The organism is Mycobacterium sp. RTGN5 (genome assembly GCF_033804465.1).
Lineage (GTDB): Bacteria > Actinomycetota > Actinomycetes > Mycobacteriales > Mycobacteriaceae > Mycobacterium.
In genome coordinates this window covers 609,252-623,532 of record NZ_JAPZLA010000001.1, presented here as the reverse complement: position 1 = coordinate 623,532, position 14,281 = coordinate 609,252, and the positions used below count along the sequence as shown (strand labels likewise).

The window sequence follows — 14,281 nt, the reverse complement described above, 5'->3', positions numbered from 1 at the left end:
TCAGCCCGTGGGGACGACGTCGGGAGCGTCCGCGACGTCCCCGGTCTCACCCGCGCGCACGGCCTTCCGGCCGAAGTAGACGACGTAGGACAGAAACGCGACCTCGGCAGCCACCCCGATGCCGATGCGCACGAACGTCGGCAGCGGCGAGGGCGTCACCAACGCCTCGATCAACCCCGATACCAGCAGCACGCCCGCCAGCCCGATCGCCGCCGCAACCACCGCCCGGCCCTGCTCGGCCAGCACCTGGCCGCGGGGCCGATCACCCGGGGAGATCACCGTCCAGCCCAGCCGCATACCGACGGCCCCGGACAGGAACACCGCCGTCAACTCGAGCAGTCCGTGCGGAACAAGCAGTCCGAACAGCACGTCGGCCTTACCGGCATCGACCATCAGCCCGCCGATGACGCCGAGGTTGGCGGCGTTCTGGAACAGCACCCACGGGATCGGGATGCCCAGCAGGATCGCGTACGCGATGCATTGTGCGGCCACCCACGAGTTGTTCACCCACACCTGCAACGCGAAAGACCCGGCCGGGTGATCGCTGTAGTACGACGCGAAGTCGTGGTTGACCAGCTGCTCGATTTCCTCGGGCGTGCTCAGCGCCGACTGCACCTCGTGATTGCCGCCGACCCAGATTCCGATGATCACCACCACCGCGAAGAACACGACGGCCGTGGCCAGCCACCACCGCCACGCCCGGTAGGCGACCACCGGGAACGAGACCGTCCAGAATCGGGCGAATTCGTGCCACATCGGGGCGTGCGCGCCGGTCACTGCGGCGCGGGCGCGGGCCACCAGGCTCGAGAGCCGTCCCACCAGAACCGAGTCCGACGAGGCCGAGCGGACCATCGACAGGTGGGTGGAGACCCGCTGGTAGAGCTCGACGAGTTCGTCGACCTCGGCACCGGACAGCCGACGGCGCCGCTTCACCAGCACCTCGAGCCGCTTCCAGGTGTCCTGGTGAGCCAGCACGAAAGCGTCGACGTCCATCCGGCCGATGCTAGTAGCGTTGGTCGGCATGGTGCCCGAGACGGTGGTGACCGGGGATGCGGTCGTCCTCGATGTACAGATCGCCCAGCTGCCGGTGCGGGCCGTGGGTGCGCTGATCGACATCGCCGTGATCACGATCGGCTACATCATCGGCGTCGTGCTGTGGGCAACCACGATCACTCAGTTCGACGGGGCGCTGTCCGCCGCGGTCCTGATCATCTTCACGGTGCTGGTGATCGTCGGCTACCCCGTCGTGTTCGAAACCGCCACCCGCGGAAGGACGCTGGGCAAGATGGCCATGGGCCTTCGGGTGGTGTCCGACGACGGTGGCCCGGAACGGTTCCGGCAGGCCCTGTTTCGCGCACTGGCGGGGTTCGTGGAGATCTGGATGTTGACGGGTGGCCCCGCCGTGATCTGCAGCCTCATCTCGCCGCGCGGCAAGCGCATCGGCGATGTGTTCGCCGGCACCGTCGTGATCAGCGAACGGGGCCCCAAGCTGCCCCCGCCGCCCGTGATGCCGCCCGCGCTGACGTGGTGGGCGTCCTCGCTGGAACTGTCCGGCCTGACCCCGGACCAGGCTGAGCTGGCACGCCAATTCCTCGCGCGGGCACCGCAATTGGCACCCGAAGTCCGAAACGATATGGCGTATCGCATCGCGGGCGAGATCGCCACCCGGATCTCACCACCGCCGCCGCCCGGCGTCCCGCCGCACTACGTTCTCGCGGCGGTGCTCGCCGAACGACATCGCCGCGAACTGGCTCGGCTGCGCCCATCCGCGCCGCCCGCACCGCCGACCTATGCGGCCCCACCGCCGCCGTATCCCACAAGTCCGCCGCCCTATCCCACAGCCCCGCCACCGCGGCCCGGCGCGCCTGCGCCCGTCTCCCAGACGGATGGGTTCGTGCCGCCGAGCTAGCGCAACCGCACACCGATCACCATCAGTACCGAGCCGAGCAGTGGCGCGACGGTGCGCACATGGTTCCAGAGCGTCCAAACCCGGAAGTAGTCCGGCCAGGCGATCGCGGTGACCCCGGTCGCGGCGAGCCGGTCGTTGAGCGGGACGTTGACGGCGACGGTGACGACCAGCGGCACCAATGCCAGCAGTGCGCCGGCCAGGATCCAGCCGCTCCCAGAGAGGCGCAGCTGCCCCAACGCTGCGATGCCCACCACGATGGCGACCAACGCCGACCCGAAGAACAGCGCCAGGAAGGGTGCGTTGGCTTGAGCCTCCGCATTGATGCCACGCATCGCGGTGACCGCATCCGCGGGACCGGTCCGGTCCAGGCCGCGCATCACGAAGGTGGAAAAGGCATAGAACAGACCGCCGACGGCGGCGGCGCCGACGGCCGCGGCGGTGGTCAGGAAGACAACAGGGGTGCTCGACATACCGGTCAGTGAACCCCGCCGACATGAGACACAACATCGTCGATAGTCGCTGTTGCATACGCATGCGTCTCAACTAGGCTGCCGACATGGATGCGCTCGTGGGCCTGCTGGACGGGGTCCGCGCACATGGCGCATTCGTCCTGCGGATGATCCTCGACCCGCCGTGGTCGATGCGGATCCAGGACGAGGCGCCGCTGACCCTCATCTGCGTGACCGAAGGCGCCGCCGTCTTGTCGCCCGACGGCGACACTGCTCCCATCCACCTGAACGCGGGTGATGTGGCGCTGGCGCGCGGCACCGGGCACTACGTCCTCGCCGACAGCGTGACCACCACACCCCAGGTCGTCATCCACCCGGGTCAGCGGTGCACCACGCTGTCGGGTGAGGACCTGAAATTCGCGATGGCACTGGGCGTCCGCACGTGGGGCAACAGCGCAACCGGCGCGACGCGCGCTGTCGTCGGCGCCTACGAAGGCCACAGCGCGGTCAGTGCGCGACTCCTCGATGCGCTGCCGGACGTCGCCGTATTGCGTGCCGCCCAGTGGGACAGCTCGCTGCCCCAGTCACTTTCGGTCGAGGCGGTGCGCGATGGGCCCGGCCAGGAGGCCTTCTTAGATCGGCTGCTCGATCTGCTGCTGCTCGATTTTCTGCGAACGTGGTTCGACCAGCCCGGCGCCGCACCGCCGTGGTGGACCGCCGAGTCGGACGCGCTGATCGGGCCCACGCTTCGGCTGATGTACAACCACCCGGCACATCCGTGGACTGTTGCGAATCTTGCTGCCGCAGCAGGCATCTCACGGGCCGCATTCGCCAGGCGGTTCACCGCGCTGGTCGGCGAGCCACCGATCGCGTTCCTGACCGCGTGGCGCCTGGCACTGGCCGCCGATCAGTTGGAATCCTCAGAAGCCACGATTGCGGCGGTCGCACGCAAGGTGGGTTACAGCACCCCCTTTGCCCTCAGCACCGCCTTCAAACGGGCCAACGGGGTCAGCCCCGCGGCCTACCGGGCTAGGAGAACGTCAGGGTGAGAATCGCGACGTCGAGAATCAACAGCAGCCAGGCGACCAGCGGCACCACAAACCCGCGCCGCAGCCCCGCGGTGAAGAACGACACCACGATGGTGGCTACGACCACCACCGGTGCACCATAGGTGAGTAGGCCGTAGACGAATCCGCTCGGTTTCGGACAGTTGGGGGCGCTGCACGCCGAGGTGCTCATCACCGCGCCCATGGCGAACAGCTGCACGGCCGCCGCGCCAAGGATCGTCGACAGCGCGAGCAGCCAGTTTGTCCACAGCCGCGCCCGGGGTGCCTTATCGGGGTGAGTTTCGGTGGCGTTCGATGCGGTCATAGACGTCGGCTACCCGCCGCAGGCACCCGGCACACGCGTTCGGTTACGCAGGTTGCTCCCGCTGGCGGCGCGCCGCGATCACGCTGGCCACCGAGGTGACCCCGATCGTCAGCAGCGCACCGAGCATCAGCGCCGATGATTCACCCGGCGCGAGCAGGTGATTCTGGGTGCCCAGGGTGGCCGCGGCGACCGGAACCCCGAGTTGGGCGGCGGCCAGTGCGGCCAGCGCCAGGGGTTGACCGGTCAGCCGGCCGACGCAATGCGCCAGCACCGCACCCACCCCCAGTCCGATGCCCAGCAGGATGTAGGCGGGATGGTCGCCGAGTTCGCGCACTTGTAGCGAGGCACCGAGCCAGACGAAGAACAGCGGACCGAACAGTCCTTCGGTGATGCCGAACAGCTGACGCGCCAGCCGCCGCGGCTCCCCCGCCGCCTTGACCGCCAGACCGAGTGCGAAGCCCGCCAGCATGATCGACACATGCGTAGCGACCGCGAGCGCGGCAAGCGCGAACAGGGAGATCAGGCTGATCCGAAGTTCCAGCGCGAAGCCATGACGCTGGGAATATCGGTGCATCCGCTTGCGCAGCCCGCGGCGGTCGAAAAACTGCATGGCGGCAAACAGCACCCCCGCGCCCAGCCCGATCACCACCGCCCCAATGGCCGCGGTCAGTGCACGTTCCGGGTTGATCACCAAGGGCAGCAAGATGATTGACGTCGCATCGGCGATCGCGATCTGAGCGGTGACGCTCTGCACGGAGGGGCCTTGGATGCCGAGCGCCTGGATGACCGGCAATGCCAGCGCCGCCGACGACGACGCCATCAACACCGCGTACACCGCGGCATGGCCGGTGTGGAATACAGTGGCCAGCCCGACCGCGAACACCGTCGCCACCGCCCCGATGAGGACGGCCCGCAGGACCGCCCCCGGAATCGAGGACCGCAGGGTGACATCGCGGATCGGGACATGGGTGCCCACCACGAACATCACCAACGCGAACCCGATGTCGGCCAGCAGACTGAAGGTCGGATCGGCGGAGTCGACGAGGCCGAATCCGGTTCTGCCGATGAGCAATCCCACCGCGAGCTCCCCGATGACGACCGGGATGCGCAGCCTCGGCACGGACGCGAGCAGCGGCCCGGCCATGCCGACGACCGCCACGAGCACCAGCGTGGAGAAGCCGAAACTCACGCTTTGTGCACCCACGAGACGAGCCGGCACGGAATATCGGTGTTCTCGTCGGTCATGAAGCTTGCGCAGACACGGTGGTAGCCGTCGGCGATCTGAAGGGCATCAGCGGCGGTGCCGCGCACCAGCAGGATCGGCGAGAGTTTCTTACCCGCGTCGATCTTGGCCAGATCGACTTTTACGTGCGCATTATCCGGCGGCAGCAGCACCAGCCGCGCGGCGCGCAGGATATCTTTGGCCTTGCGGTACACCGGCTTCCCAGATTTCAGCGCGCTCACGGTAGCGGCCACGGTGGCATCCTCGGCGAGCATGCTCAGATAGTCCGCCGCCGCGTCGTAGTCGTGCCCCTCAGGGTCGTCCAGCCATTTCACCGCCATGGTGTGCTGAGGGTACTCGCACTGCCTACAGGCCAAAGCGTTTCAGGAGCACGGACAGCGGATCGTCAGCATCGCGCCGGCCACGCGGGCCAGGCCGCTCGGGAACGACGAACACGTCAGGACGGGTCCACTCGCGCACCGCCCAACGTTCGGCGATTGCCCACCGGCCATCCCGCCGCTCCATGAGGTCGACGTACCGCGCACCGGTGGTGAAATTGGCCCGCTGATCCTGGTCAGCGCGGCCCCAATGCGTTGCCATCAAATAAGTCTCGCTGATCGCGACGTCATCGCTAACGAAGTCGACGTGATGGTTCCCGATGAAATGCATTGTCCCGGATAGAAACTCGAGGCTCTTACCCAGCCACGGTACGAGCTCGTCGACCGTCCCGTCGAAACCGGTGTGATGGTCGATGCCGTCGGGGTGGTAGGCCTGGCGCACCAGTTCGAGGTCGAGCCGGTCGACGCCGCGGCAATACAGGGCGACCACGTCGCGCATCGCATGGATATCGGCCAGCCGATCAGACACCGTAACCTCCGTCTACATCGAGCTTTTGGCCGGTAATGAACCCCGCCCGTGGGGAGGCGAGGAAGCACACCGCCTCCGCGATGTCGGTGGCGGCGCCGAAGCGTCCCAGCGGGGTGTTGCGCCGTGCGGCGTCGAGGGCCTTCTCGTCGAGATCGCCGTCGGCGATCAGCCGTCGTGCGTTGCCGTCGACCAGCATGCCGGGGCCGACGCAGTTGGCGCGCACACCGAATCTGCCCTCCTCAGCGGCGACACCCCGGATCAGTGCCTCGATAGCGGCTTTCGGAGCGACCGACAACCCGTCCCGAACGGCGAACCGTCGCGTCGCTGCGGTTGTCACCGCCACCAGACTGCCGCGCGAGAGGCGCAGATGCGGCAGAGCCGCGGCGACGACGTTGAAGAAGCCGCCGGCATCGGTGCCGAGCTGCTGGTCGAACCGCCCGGTCTCGACGGTGCTGAGGTGCCGCATCGGCACGTGGGCACCGGCGGCGTGAATCACCGTGTGCACGCCGCCTGCCTGCGCCGCGAACGAATCGACGACCCGCCGCACCTCCGCGGCGTCGGTGATGTCCAGCTGCTGCGCGCTGACTTCATCGGTGACGAGTTCGACTGCCTTGCTTTCGTTGCCGTAGTAGGTGAAGCCGACCTGCGACCCGCGGGCAACCAGCATCGCGACGATCTCCGCCCCGATCCCGCCGGTGCCGCCGACGACGATCGCGGTGCCGGGCAGCGCGCTGAAGTCGCCCATGGCTCTATGGTCCCAACAGCGGCGGACCGGCGTACGCGCAAGTACCGCTACGCGGGAATCCAGTTGCCGACACGTATTCGGCCCGCCCCCACGTTTCTGGAGGCGGGCCGAACTGCCCGTCAGTCGTTCATGTCTTTATTCATCAATTAACTCCTGGCAGGCGACGCGGCTCGCGGTGCAGGAGCTGGAGTCATAGCCGGGGGTGTCCCACCGCCCGCCGAGGGCCGGGCGGGACGTGGTGGTCTCGATCGGCGCCGGTGTGAAGCCCGGAATCAGGTGAGCAGGAATCACCGGATCCTCGGTGACCGGCTTCGGCACAAACCCGGGGATCAGGTGAGCAGGAATCACCGCATCCTCAGAGCCGGTGACCGGCTTCGGCACAAACCCGGGGATGACATGGGCGTGGACTACGTCGTCGTCGCCACCGGTGACCGGCTTCGGCACAAACCCGGGGATGACATGGGCGTGGACTTCGGACTTCGTCGGGGCACCCGACTCCGAACCCGCGTGGTCTGCCGGTGCCGCGGCCGCAATACCGCTGGCCAGGGCGAGGCCACCCAAACCCAGCGAGGCGGCGATGACGGTCGAGGCGGCGATCTTCTTGGTGGCGGCGATGATGCTCATGTCTTGGTGACTCCCTATCTCTGAGCCCTGGTTGGCTCGTTGAGACAAGGTTCCAACTTTGACCTCAATGGATCCTCAAAGCGGCTCGTCTGCCTAGGCGGGAATCCAGTTGCCGTGGAAGCCGTAGGGAACGCGGCGCGGCAGCTGGATCCGGGCGACCGGCTTACCGGCGAAGTCGGAGGCGTCCAGGATCACCAGATCGCTGCCGTCGCGCGCAGCGTCGTACACGTACGCCATGTACCAGCCGTTGCTCTCGTCAGCGGGTCCCGACGCGGACGGCACGAAGACCGCCTCCCCCGGCCCACCCGGCACCACGCCCGTGGCGAAGTGGTGTTCGACCGCACTGCCGGTGTTCAGGTCGTGGCGCACCAGGCTGGCGTCGCCGACCGAGACCGAGTAGCGGGCGGGCAGACCGGCCAGCCGGTCGTCGATCCGCGGGAACTCCACCGACCGGTCGTCGAGCTGGCGCTCGCTGACGGTGCCGTTCTGCAGGTCGATGGTCCAGCTCCACAACACCGCGTTGGCGTCGAAGCCGCCGTTGTCGCGCCACAACTCGGCATACCGAACTGCTTGCAGCACAATGGATTTACCGTCAGGTGTTTCGTGAGCATTGGCGACGTGGAAGACGTAGCACGGGTCGATCTCGAACCAGCGGATCTCGCCGAACGGGTCGTCACGCCGAAGCACACCCAGCCGGGCGCCGTAGTTGTCGTCCCACCGGTAGGGCATATCGCCCTCGCCCTTGATAGCGACGTCGAGGTTGAACACGATCGGCAGGTCCATGAAGATGACGTGCTGCGCGGTCAGGGCGAAGTCGTGCATCATCGTCAGCGCCTTGACGTCAACCGGACGATTGATGATCAGCTCGCCGTTGGCATCGGCGCGGTGATAGGTGACGTGCGGGGCGAAGATGCTGCCGTAGCCGAAGAAATGCAGCTCGCCGGTGGTCGGGCAGATCTTGGGGTGAGCGGTCATCGAGTCGACCAGCTTGCCGCCGAAGTCGTAGCAGCCGACCGTTTCCAGCTCATTGGTGATCTCGTACGGCAGTGACGACTCGACCAGCGCCAACGTCTTGCCGGCGTGGTTGACGACGTGGGTGTTGGCCACCGCGGCCCGCAAATCACGTGTTCCGTCCTCGCGGTAGAGCGGGAACGGGTCGATGAAGCTGTCGGTGCGCACCCAGCGGTTGCGGTACCACTTGGCCGCGCCGCCCTCGATGCGAACGCCGTGGATCATCCCGTCGCCGGTGAACCAGTGGCCGGTGGCCTCGCGCGGGTTCGGCCCGTTGCGCAGGTACCAGCCGTCGAGCTCGGGCGGGATGGTGCCCTCGACGGGCAGGTCGTTTTCGGCGAGTTCGTCCGGCACCGGCGCGTAGTTGCCGCGCTGGAAGAACTGCCCCTCGGTGGGCAAGTTGGCTGAATCGGTAGTGATCTCCGTCATGTCGACCACTCTGACAGTCCACTGATGACATGTCAATAGTGAACCGTCAGATACTCCACAACTGACATGTCGAGCCCTACGATGAGCGGGTGAGTCTTCGGTACGCGGCGCTGGGCCTTTTGGCCCAACAGCCCGGCAGCGGGTACGACCTGCTCAAACGGTTCGAAATTTCGATGGCCAACGTCTGGCCCGCGACCCAGAGCCAGCTCTACGGCGAGCTCAACAAGCTGGCCAACGCGGGCCTGATCGAGGTCAGCGACCTCGGTCCGCGCGGTCGTAAGGAGTATCGCGTCACCGATGCCGGCCGCCAAGACCTGCTGCGCTGGATGACCAACCCACAGAACGACCCGCCCTACCGCAGCGCCGAACTGCTGCGCGTGTTCCTGCTCAGCGAGATGACAACCGAGCAGGCCAGGGCCTATGTCCTGGCGGTGGCCGAGCATGCCGAAACCGAGCTCAACCGCTACGAGCAGCTGCGCGACGCCATCGACTGGGATGACAACCCCGCCGGTTTCTACGGGCGCGCGGCCCTGGAGTTCGGGCTGCGCGCCGAAGCAATGGAGGCCGACTGGGCCCGCTGGCTGATCAGGGAAATCGAAAAAAAGTCAGATTGACCGTTGCATCCCGATAGTTTCCGATATATCGTCAACGTATCGGAAACGCATTCGGCGTTTCCAGACCAGAAACGAGAACTTTCATGAACACCCCATTTCCCCAGTTCGGCGGCCCTGACATGGGTCGCCCAGGCTTCGGCCCCGGCTTCGGTCCCGGCTTCGGCTTTGCCCCCGCGGGTCGCGGTCACCGCCGCGGTCGTCGCGACCAGTTGCGTGAGCACCGCGACCAGTTGCGCGAGCAGCTCCGCGAGCACGGCGAGCACCACGACGGTCCCCCCTTCGGCCCGCGTGGCGGATTCGGTCCGGGCTTCGGCCCAGGTTTCGGCCCCGGCGGCTTCGGTCCCGGTGGCTTCGGTCCCGGTGGACGCGGCGGTCGCCGCGGACACAGCCGCAGCCGCGGTAAGCGCGGCGACGTGCGAGCCGCGATCCTCAAACTGCTGGCCGAACGGCCCATGCACGGCTACGAGATGATCCAGGAGATCGCCGAGCGCACCCAGGATCTGTGGAAGCCGAGCCCCGGCTCGATCTACCCGACCCTGCAGCTCCTGGTTGACGAAGGTCTGCTGGTGGCAACGGAATCCGAAGGCAGCAAGAAACTTTTCGAGCTGACCGACGAAGGCCGTGCCGCCGCCGACAAGATCGAGACCGCTCCGTGGGACGAGATCACTGAAGGCGCTGACCCCGGGCAAGTCAACATCCGTGCCGCCGTCGGACAGTTGTTCGGCGCCGTACGGCAAGCCGCTTTCGCTGCCAATGCCGAGCAGCAGCAGCGCATCATCGACATCGTCAACAATGCGCGTCGCGAGATCTATCAGATCCTCGGCGAATCAGAGTAAACGCTCTGGCTTGGGCGCGGTTTCGGGCGTACAGCGCACGAAACCGCGCCCAAGTCTTAGTCTGACCGCGTGACCGGGTTACCCCAGATTGCCGCCGTCGTACTCGCCGCAATCATCATCTGCATCACCGTCGCTCTCGCGGCGCGGCGTGGCCAGGGAGTCAATCCCGGCCAGCGGCGCGCCGGAATCATAGGCAACATTATCTGCGCCGTTCTCCTTGTCGCCTACGTAATCTACTGGGCGACAACCGGTGGCCCGCTGTACGCCATCGTCATCTGCGCCGCTGGCGCATTGTGCGCCGTCGGGCTGGCCGGCTTCATGTACCGATTGGGCCGCAACGCCTGACCTAGACCTCGACCCAGTCCAGCGTGCGCTGGACGGCCTTGCGCCAGCCGGCATAGCCGGTCTGGCGCTGTTCGTCGTTCCACGCCGGTGACCACCGGCGGTCCTCCTGCCAATTCGCCCGCAGGTCATCGGGATCCGCCCAGAAGCCGACCGCCAGCCCCGCAGCGTAAGCCGCCCCCAGTGCCGTCGTCTCGGCGACCACCGGACGCACCACGTCCACCCCGAGCACATCGGCCTGGATCTGCATGCACAATTCGTTTTGGGTGACACCGCCGTCGACCTTCAGAACCTCAAGGTGCACACCGGAATCCGCTTCCATCGCATCGACGACATCGCGGCTCTGGTAGCAGATCGCCTCCAACGTCGCCCGAGCCACATGGGCATTGGAGTTGTAGCGGGACAGTCCGACGATCGCCCCGCGCGCATCCGAGCGCCAATACGGCGCAAACAATCCGGAGAACGCCGGCACGAAGTAGACCCCGCCGTTGTCCTCGACCTGCGCAGCCAGCGTCTCGCTCTGCGAGGCGCCGCTGATGATGCCCAGCTGATCGCGCAACCACTGCACGGCCGAGCCGGTGACTGCGATCGAACCCTCAAGGGCGTAAACGGGTTTGGCATCTCCGAACTGGTAGCACACCGTGGTCAGCAGCCCGTTCTCGCTTCGCACGATCTTCTCGCCGGTGTTGAGCAGCAAGAAGTTGCCGGTGCCGTAGGTGTTCTTGGCCTCCCCGGGAGCCAGACATACCTGGCCCACCATCGCGGCCTGCTGATCGCCGAGGCTGGCCGTCAGCGGCACCTCGCCACCGACCGGGCCGCCCGCCAGCGTCGTTCCGTAGGGTTCGGGCGACGACGACGGCCGGATCTCGGGCAGCATCGCACGCGGAATCCCGAAGAGCCCCAACAGTTCGTCGTCCCAGTCCAGGGTCTCCAGATTCATCAGCATGGTGCGGCTGGCGTTGGTCACGTCGGTGATGTGCACGCCACCCTTCGTTCCCCCGGTCAGGTTCCACAGCACCCAGGTGTCGGGCGTGCCGAACAATGCATCACCGCGTTCGGCGTCGGCGCGCACCCCGTCGACGTTGTCCAGGATCCACTGCAGCTTGCCGCCGGAGAAGTAGGTCGCCGGGGGCAGCCCGGCCTTGCGCCGGATGATGTCCCCGCGACCGTCACGATCCAGCGCGGCCGCGATGCGGTCGGTGCGGGTGTCCTGCCAGACGATCGCGTTGTAGTACGGCCTGCCCGTTTTCCGGTTCCAGACCAGCGTGGTCTCCCGCTGATTGGTGATGCCCAATGCCGCAAGGTCACCGGCGGTCAGCTTCGTGGTGTTCAGCGCCGACTTCACCACCGTCTGGGTGCGCTCCCAGATCTCCACCGGGTTGTGCTCGACCCACCCGGACTGCGGCAGAATCTGCTCGTGTTCGAGCTGGTGCCTGCCGACCTCGGCGCCGTTGTGATCGAAGATCATGCAGCGGGTACTGGTGGTGCCCTGGTCAATCGAGGCGACAAAGTCGGCCAACGGTGCTCCTCTGACGTGCTGCGCTGCCGATGCAGCGGCCCTTTCGTCCATGATGGCCTACATGGCATCCGAGATCACCGACATCGCCGACATGCCCCGCGGCGGCCCGGACGCCTCCTGGCTGGATCGCCTGCTGGAGACCGACTGTCCGGAATACCTCGACCGCGACGACATCGACGACGACGTCAAGCGCGGCATCGTGACGGCACTGGACCGGGTCGGCACCCTGTTTCGCGAGCATGACCGCAACGCCGAGCTGGTACTGCGCGAAGTCGCCGACATCGCCGATCCCACGATCCTCGAACTCGGTGCGGGCCACGGCGCGCTGTCGCGCACAGTGCTCGAACAACATCCCACCGCCCACGTCACCGTCTCCGACGTCAACCCCGAGTCAGTAGCGGCAATGGCAGCTTCCGATCTCGGTGACCACCCTCGCGCAGCCGTCGGCCTGATCGACGCGCGTGCGATCGACGCCGCCGACGGCGCGTTCGACCTCGCCGTCTTCGCACTGTCGTTTCATCACCTTGCGCCCACGCAGGCCAAGCAGGTCCTCGCCGAGGGCACCCGGGTGGCCCGCAAGATGCTGGTCATCGACCTGCCCCGGATGCCGTCGCTGCTGCACATCGCCAAGCTGACGGTGATGGCGCCGTTGGTGTGGTGGCCCTTTGCCCACGATGGGCTGATCAGCTCGCTGCGTTCCTACAGCCCTTCGGCGCTGCGCGCGCTTGCTGCACACGCCGGTCTCGACGTCGACGTCAGCACCAACCCGTTCGACCGCCAGGTGCTGGTGGCCCGGCGGGGCGCCTGATCTGGCCGATTCGCTTGCGCAGCACGCGCTGAACGGGTTGCATCGACCCGGTGGGGGAAGAGGTCAAGCACACCAGCTTCAACCGGGCGCATCGGCAGCAGTACCGGCGCAAGGTGCAGTTGTGCCTCGACGTGTTCGAAACCATGCTGGCGCAGTCCAGTTTCGAGTTCGACCGCCCGCTGACCGGCATGGAGATCGAGTGCAACCTGGTCACCGGTGACTACCAGCCGGCGATGTCCAACCAGGAAGTGCTGGCGGCCATCGCGGATCCGGCGTACCAGACCGAATTGGGCGCCTACAACATCGAATTCAACGTTCCGCCGCGCCCGCTACCCGGCCGCACCGCGCTGGAACTGGAGAACGAGGTGCGCGCCAGTCTGAACGCCGCCGAGACCAAGGCCAACACCGATGATGCGCACATCGTGATGATCGGCATCCTGCCGACGCTGATGCCGCAGCATCTGGTCGGCAGCTGGATGAGCCCGTCCCTGCGCTACCAGGCGCTCAACGACTCGATCTTCACCGCCCGCGGCGAGGACATCCTCATCGACATCACCGGGCCCGAGCGGCTGAGCCTGCATGCGGAGGATATCGCCCCCGAATCCGCCTGCACCAGTATGCAATTGCATCTGCAGGTCTCGCCGGCCGACTTCGCCGCCAACTGGAACGCGGCCCAGGTGCTGGCCGGCCCGCAATTGGCGCTCGGCGCGAACTCACCGTATTTCTTCGGCCACCAGTTGTGGGCCGAGACGCGCATCGAGCTGTTCGCGCAGGCCACCGACACCCGCCCCGACGAGCTCAAGTCCCAGGGGGTACGGCCGCGAGTGTGGTTCGGGGAGCGCTGGATCACGTCGATCTTCGACCTGTTCGAAGAGAACGTCCGCTACTTCCCCTCCCTGCTACCCGAGCTGTCCGACGAGGACCCGGTCGCCGAGCTGGCCGCCGGCCGCACCCCGCAGCTGCCCGAACTCCGCCTGCACAACGGGACGGTGTACCGCTGGAACCGGCCGGTCTACGACGTCGTGGACGGCCGGCCACATCTGCGGGTGGAGAACCGGGTGTTGCCCGCCGGCCCGACGGTCGTCGACATGATGGCCAATTCGGCGTTCTACTACGGCGCGTTGCGGGTGCTGTCCGAAGAGGACCGCCCGGTATGGACGAAGATGAGTTTCACTGCAGCACATGACAATTTCATCGAGTCCGCCCGGCACGGGATGGATGCCCGGCTGTACTGGCCCGGCCTGGGTGAGATCACCCCCGACGAACTCGTGCTGCGCACGCTGCTGCCGATGGCCGATGAGGGCCTGCGGCGCTGGGGGGTGGCCACCGAGGTGCGCGACCGCTATCTCGGGGTGATCGAGGGCCGGGCCAAGACCGGCCGCAACGGATCGGCTTGGCAGGTCGCGACGGTGCAGGCGCTGCAGCGCGACGGTATGGCGCGCCCGCAGGCGCTGGCCGAGATGCTGCGCAGGTACTGCGAGCTGATGCACAGCAACGAACCTGTCCACACCTGGGACGTGATCGCGGAGTAGGTT

Annotated in this window: 17 protein-coding genes; 7 read left to right on the top strand and 10 right to left on the bottom strand. The window is 66.9% G+C overall.

Going from position 1 to position 14,281, the window contains the following annotated elements:
• Entirely contained in the window at window positions 1-993 is a 993-nt protein-coding gene (locus tag SLQ31_RS02945) for a stage II sporulation protein M (protein ID WP_319429516.1), read from the bottom strand.
• A gap of 28 nt (window positions 994-1,021) precedes the next feature.
• On the opposite strand from SLQ31_RS02945, the gene SLQ31_RS02940 reads away from it, so the two are divergent.
• Complete coding sequence (locus SLQ31_RS02940) at window positions 1,022-1,909, top strand: RDD family protein (RefSeq protein ID WP_319429514.1); 888 nt, start codon at window positions 1,022-1,024, stop codon at window positions 1,907-1,909.
• Here the strand turns inward: SLQ31_RS02940 and SLQ31_RS02935 are convergent.
• Window positions 1,906-2,379 carry a DUF1772 domain-containing protein gene (locus tag SLQ31_RS02935; protein ID WP_319429512.1) on the bottom strand — a complete coding sequence of 158 codons (474 nt, stop codon included), beginning with the start codon at window positions 2,377-2,379 and terminating at the stop codon, window positions 1,906-1,908. The genes SLQ31_RS02940 and SLQ31_RS02935 overlap by 4 nt on opposite strands.
• Window positions 2,380-2,465: 86 nt before the next feature.
• Here SLQ31_RS02935 and SLQ31_RS02930 point away from each other — a divergent pair, with 86 nt between their 5' ends.
• Window positions 2,466-3,407, top strand: coding sequence for an AraC family transcriptional regulator (locus SLQ31_RS02930; RefSeq protein WP_319429510.1), 942 nt, complete (start codon window positions 2,466-2,468; stop codon window positions 3,405-3,407).
• On the opposite strand, the gene SLQ31_RS02925 is transcribed toward SLQ31_RS02930, so the two are convergent.
• The 7 genes from SLQ31_RS02925 to SLQ31_RS02895 form a co-directional block, all read right to left on the bottom strand.
• Window positions 3,388-3,729: a hypothetical protein gene (locus SLQ31_RS02925; RefSeq protein ID WP_319429508.1), complete on the bottom strand. Its 342-nt coding sequence runs from the start codon at window positions 3,727-3,729 to the stop codon at window positions 3,388-3,390. The two genes, SLQ31_RS02930 and SLQ31_RS02925, sit on opposite strands and share 20 nt — an antisense overlap.
• 43 nt (window positions 3,730-3,772) lie before the next feature.
• Complete coding sequence (locus SLQ31_RS02920) at window positions 3,773-4,873, bottom strand: cation:proton antiporter (protein ID WP_413641864.1); 1,101 nt, start codon at window positions 4,871-4,873, stop codon at window positions 3,773-3,775.
• A 41-nt stretch (window positions 4,874-4,914) separates the two neighbouring features.
• A complete protein-coding gene (locus SLQ31_RS02915) occupies window positions 4,915-5,292 on the bottom strand; it encodes a hypothetical protein (protein ID WP_319429504.1) in 378 nt (125 codons plus the stop codon).
• Between the two features lie 25 nt (window positions 5,293-5,317).
• On the bottom strand, window positions 5,318-5,818 hold the full coding sequence (locus SLQ31_RS02910) for a nuclear transport factor 2 family protein (protein ID WP_319429502.1): 501 nt from the start codon (window positions 5,816-5,818) through the stop codon (window positions 5,318-5,320).
• On the bottom strand, window positions 5,811-6,563 hold the full coding sequence (locus tag SLQ31_RS02905) for an SDR family oxidoreductase (RefSeq protein ID WP_319429500.1): 753 nt from the start codon (window positions 6,561-6,563) through the stop codon (window positions 5,811-5,813). The genes SLQ31_RS02910 and SLQ31_RS02905 overlap by 8 nt, the downstream gene beginning before the upstream one ends.
• Before the next feature lie 135 nt (window positions 6,564-6,698).
• Window positions 6,699-7,187, bottom strand: a complete 489-nt coding sequence (locus SLQ31_RS02900) for a hypothetical protein (RefSeq protein WP_319429498.1) — start codon at window positions 7,185-7,187, stop codon at window positions 6,699-6,701.
• 93 nt (window positions 7,188-7,280) lie between these two features.
• Entirely contained in the window at window positions 7,281-8,627 is a 1,347-nt protein-coding gene (locus tag SLQ31_RS02895) for a carotenoid oxygenase family protein (RefSeq protein ID WP_319429496.1), read from the bottom strand.
• Window positions 8,628-8,716: 89 nt separating this feature from the next.
• On the opposite strand from SLQ31_RS02895, the gene SLQ31_RS02890 reads away from it, so the two are divergent.
• The 3 genes from SLQ31_RS02890 (at window position 8,717) to SLQ31_RS02880 (ending at window position 10,422) form a co-directional block, all read left to right on the top strand.
• Window positions 8,717-9,241, top strand: a complete 525-nt coding sequence (locus tag SLQ31_RS02890; protein ID WP_319429494.1) for a PadR family transcriptional regulator — start codon at window positions 8,717-8,719, stop codon at window positions 9,239-9,241.
• 83 nt (window positions 9,242-9,324) lie between these two features.
• Entirely contained in the window at window positions 9,325-10,077 is a 753-nt protein-coding gene (locus tag SLQ31_RS02885) for a PadR family transcriptional regulator (RefSeq protein WP_319429492.1), read from the top strand.
• 69 nt (window positions 10,078-10,146) lie between these two features.
• Entirely contained in the window at window positions 10,147-10,422 is a 276-nt protein-coding gene (locus SLQ31_RS02880; protein ID WP_319429490.1) for a hypothetical protein, read from the top strand.
• A gap of 1 nt (window position 10,423) precedes the next feature.
• Here the strand turns inward: SLQ31_RS02880 and glpK are convergent, their stop codons facing one another.
• Window positions 10,424-11,989 carry a glycerol kinase GlpK gene (glpK, locus tag SLQ31_RS02875; protein ID WP_319429488.1) on the bottom strand — a complete coding sequence of 522 codons (1,566 nt, stop codon included), beginning with the start codon at window positions 11,987-11,989 and terminating at the stop codon, window positions 10,424-10,426.
• A gap of 1 nt (window position 11,990) precedes the next feature.
• Between glpK and SLQ31_RS02870 the strand changes: the two genes are divergently transcribed.
• Together SLQ31_RS02870 and SLQ31_RS02865 are read left to right on the top strand one after the other, a co-directional pair.
• Window positions 11,991-12,746, top strand: coding sequence for a class I SAM-dependent methyltransferase (locus SLQ31_RS02870; protein WP_319429486.1), 756 nt, complete (start codon window positions 11,991-11,993; stop codon window positions 12,744-12,746).
• Window positions 12,747-12,796: 50 nt separating this feature from the next.
• Window positions 12,797-14,278, top strand: a complete 1,482-nt coding sequence (locus SLQ31_RS02865; protein ID WP_319429484.1) for a glutamate--cysteine ligase — start codon at window positions 12,797-12,799, stop codon at window positions 14,276-14,278.
• Window positions 14,279-14,281 lie beyond the last annotated feature (3 nt).

What these genes read in the sequence shown, in the direction of transcription:
- SLQ31_RS02945 (WP_319429516.1), bottom strand. Translation starts at nt 993, where the DNA reads ATGGACGTCGACGCTTTCGTGCTGGCTCACCAGGACACCTGGAAGCGG.
- SLQ31_RS02940 (WP_319429514.1), top strand. Translation starts at nt 1,022, where the DNA reads ATGGTGCCCGAGACGGTGGTGACCGGGGATGCGGTCGTCCTCGATGTA.
- SLQ31_RS02935 (WP_319429512.1), bottom strand. Translation starts at nt 2,379, where the DNA reads ATGTCGAGCACCCCTGTTGTCTTCCTGACCACCGCCGCGGCCGTCGGC.
- SLQ31_RS02930 (WP_319429510.1), top strand. Translation starts at nt 2,466, where the DNA reads ATGGATGCGCTCGTGGGCCTGCTGGACGGGGTCCGCGCACATGGCGCA.
- SLQ31_RS02925 (WP_319429508.1), bottom strand. Translation starts at nt 3,729, where the DNA reads ATGACCGCATCGAACGCCACCGAAACTCACCCCGATAAGGCACCCCGG.
- SLQ31_RS02920 (WP_413641864.1), bottom strand. Translation starts at nt 4,873, where the DNA reads ATGGCCGGGCCGCTGCTCGCGTCCGTGCCGAGGCTGCGCATCCCGGTC.
- SLQ31_RS02915 (WP_319429504.1), bottom strand. Translation starts at nt 5,292, where the DNA reads ATGGCGGTGAAATGGCTGGACGACCCTGAGGGGCACGACTACGACGCG.
- SLQ31_RS02905 (WP_319429500.1), bottom strand. Translation starts at nt 6,563, where the DNA reads ATGGGCGACTTCAGCGCGCTGCCCGGCACCGCGATCGTCGTCGGCGGC.
- SLQ31_RS02900 (WP_319429498.1), bottom strand. Translation starts at nt 7,187, where the DNA reads ATGAGCATCATCGCCGCCACCAAGAAGATCGCCGCCTCGACCGTCATC.
- SLQ31_RS02895 (WP_319429496.1), bottom strand. Translation starts at nt 8,627, where the DNA reads ATGACGGAGATCACTACCGATTCAGCCAACTTGCCCACCGAGGGGCAG.
- SLQ31_RS02885 (WP_319429492.1), top strand. Translation starts at nt 9,325, where the DNA reads ATGAACACCCCATTTCCCCAGTTCGGCGGCCCTGACATGGGTCGCCCA.
- glpK (WP_319429488.1), bottom strand. Translation starts at nt 11,989, where the DNA reads ATGGACGAAAGGGCCGCTGCATCGGCAGCGCAGCACGTCAGAGGAGCA.
- SLQ31_RS02870 (WP_319429486.1), top strand. Translation starts at nt 11,991, where the DNA reads ATGGCCTACATGGCATCCGAGATCACCGACATCGCCGACATGCCCCGC.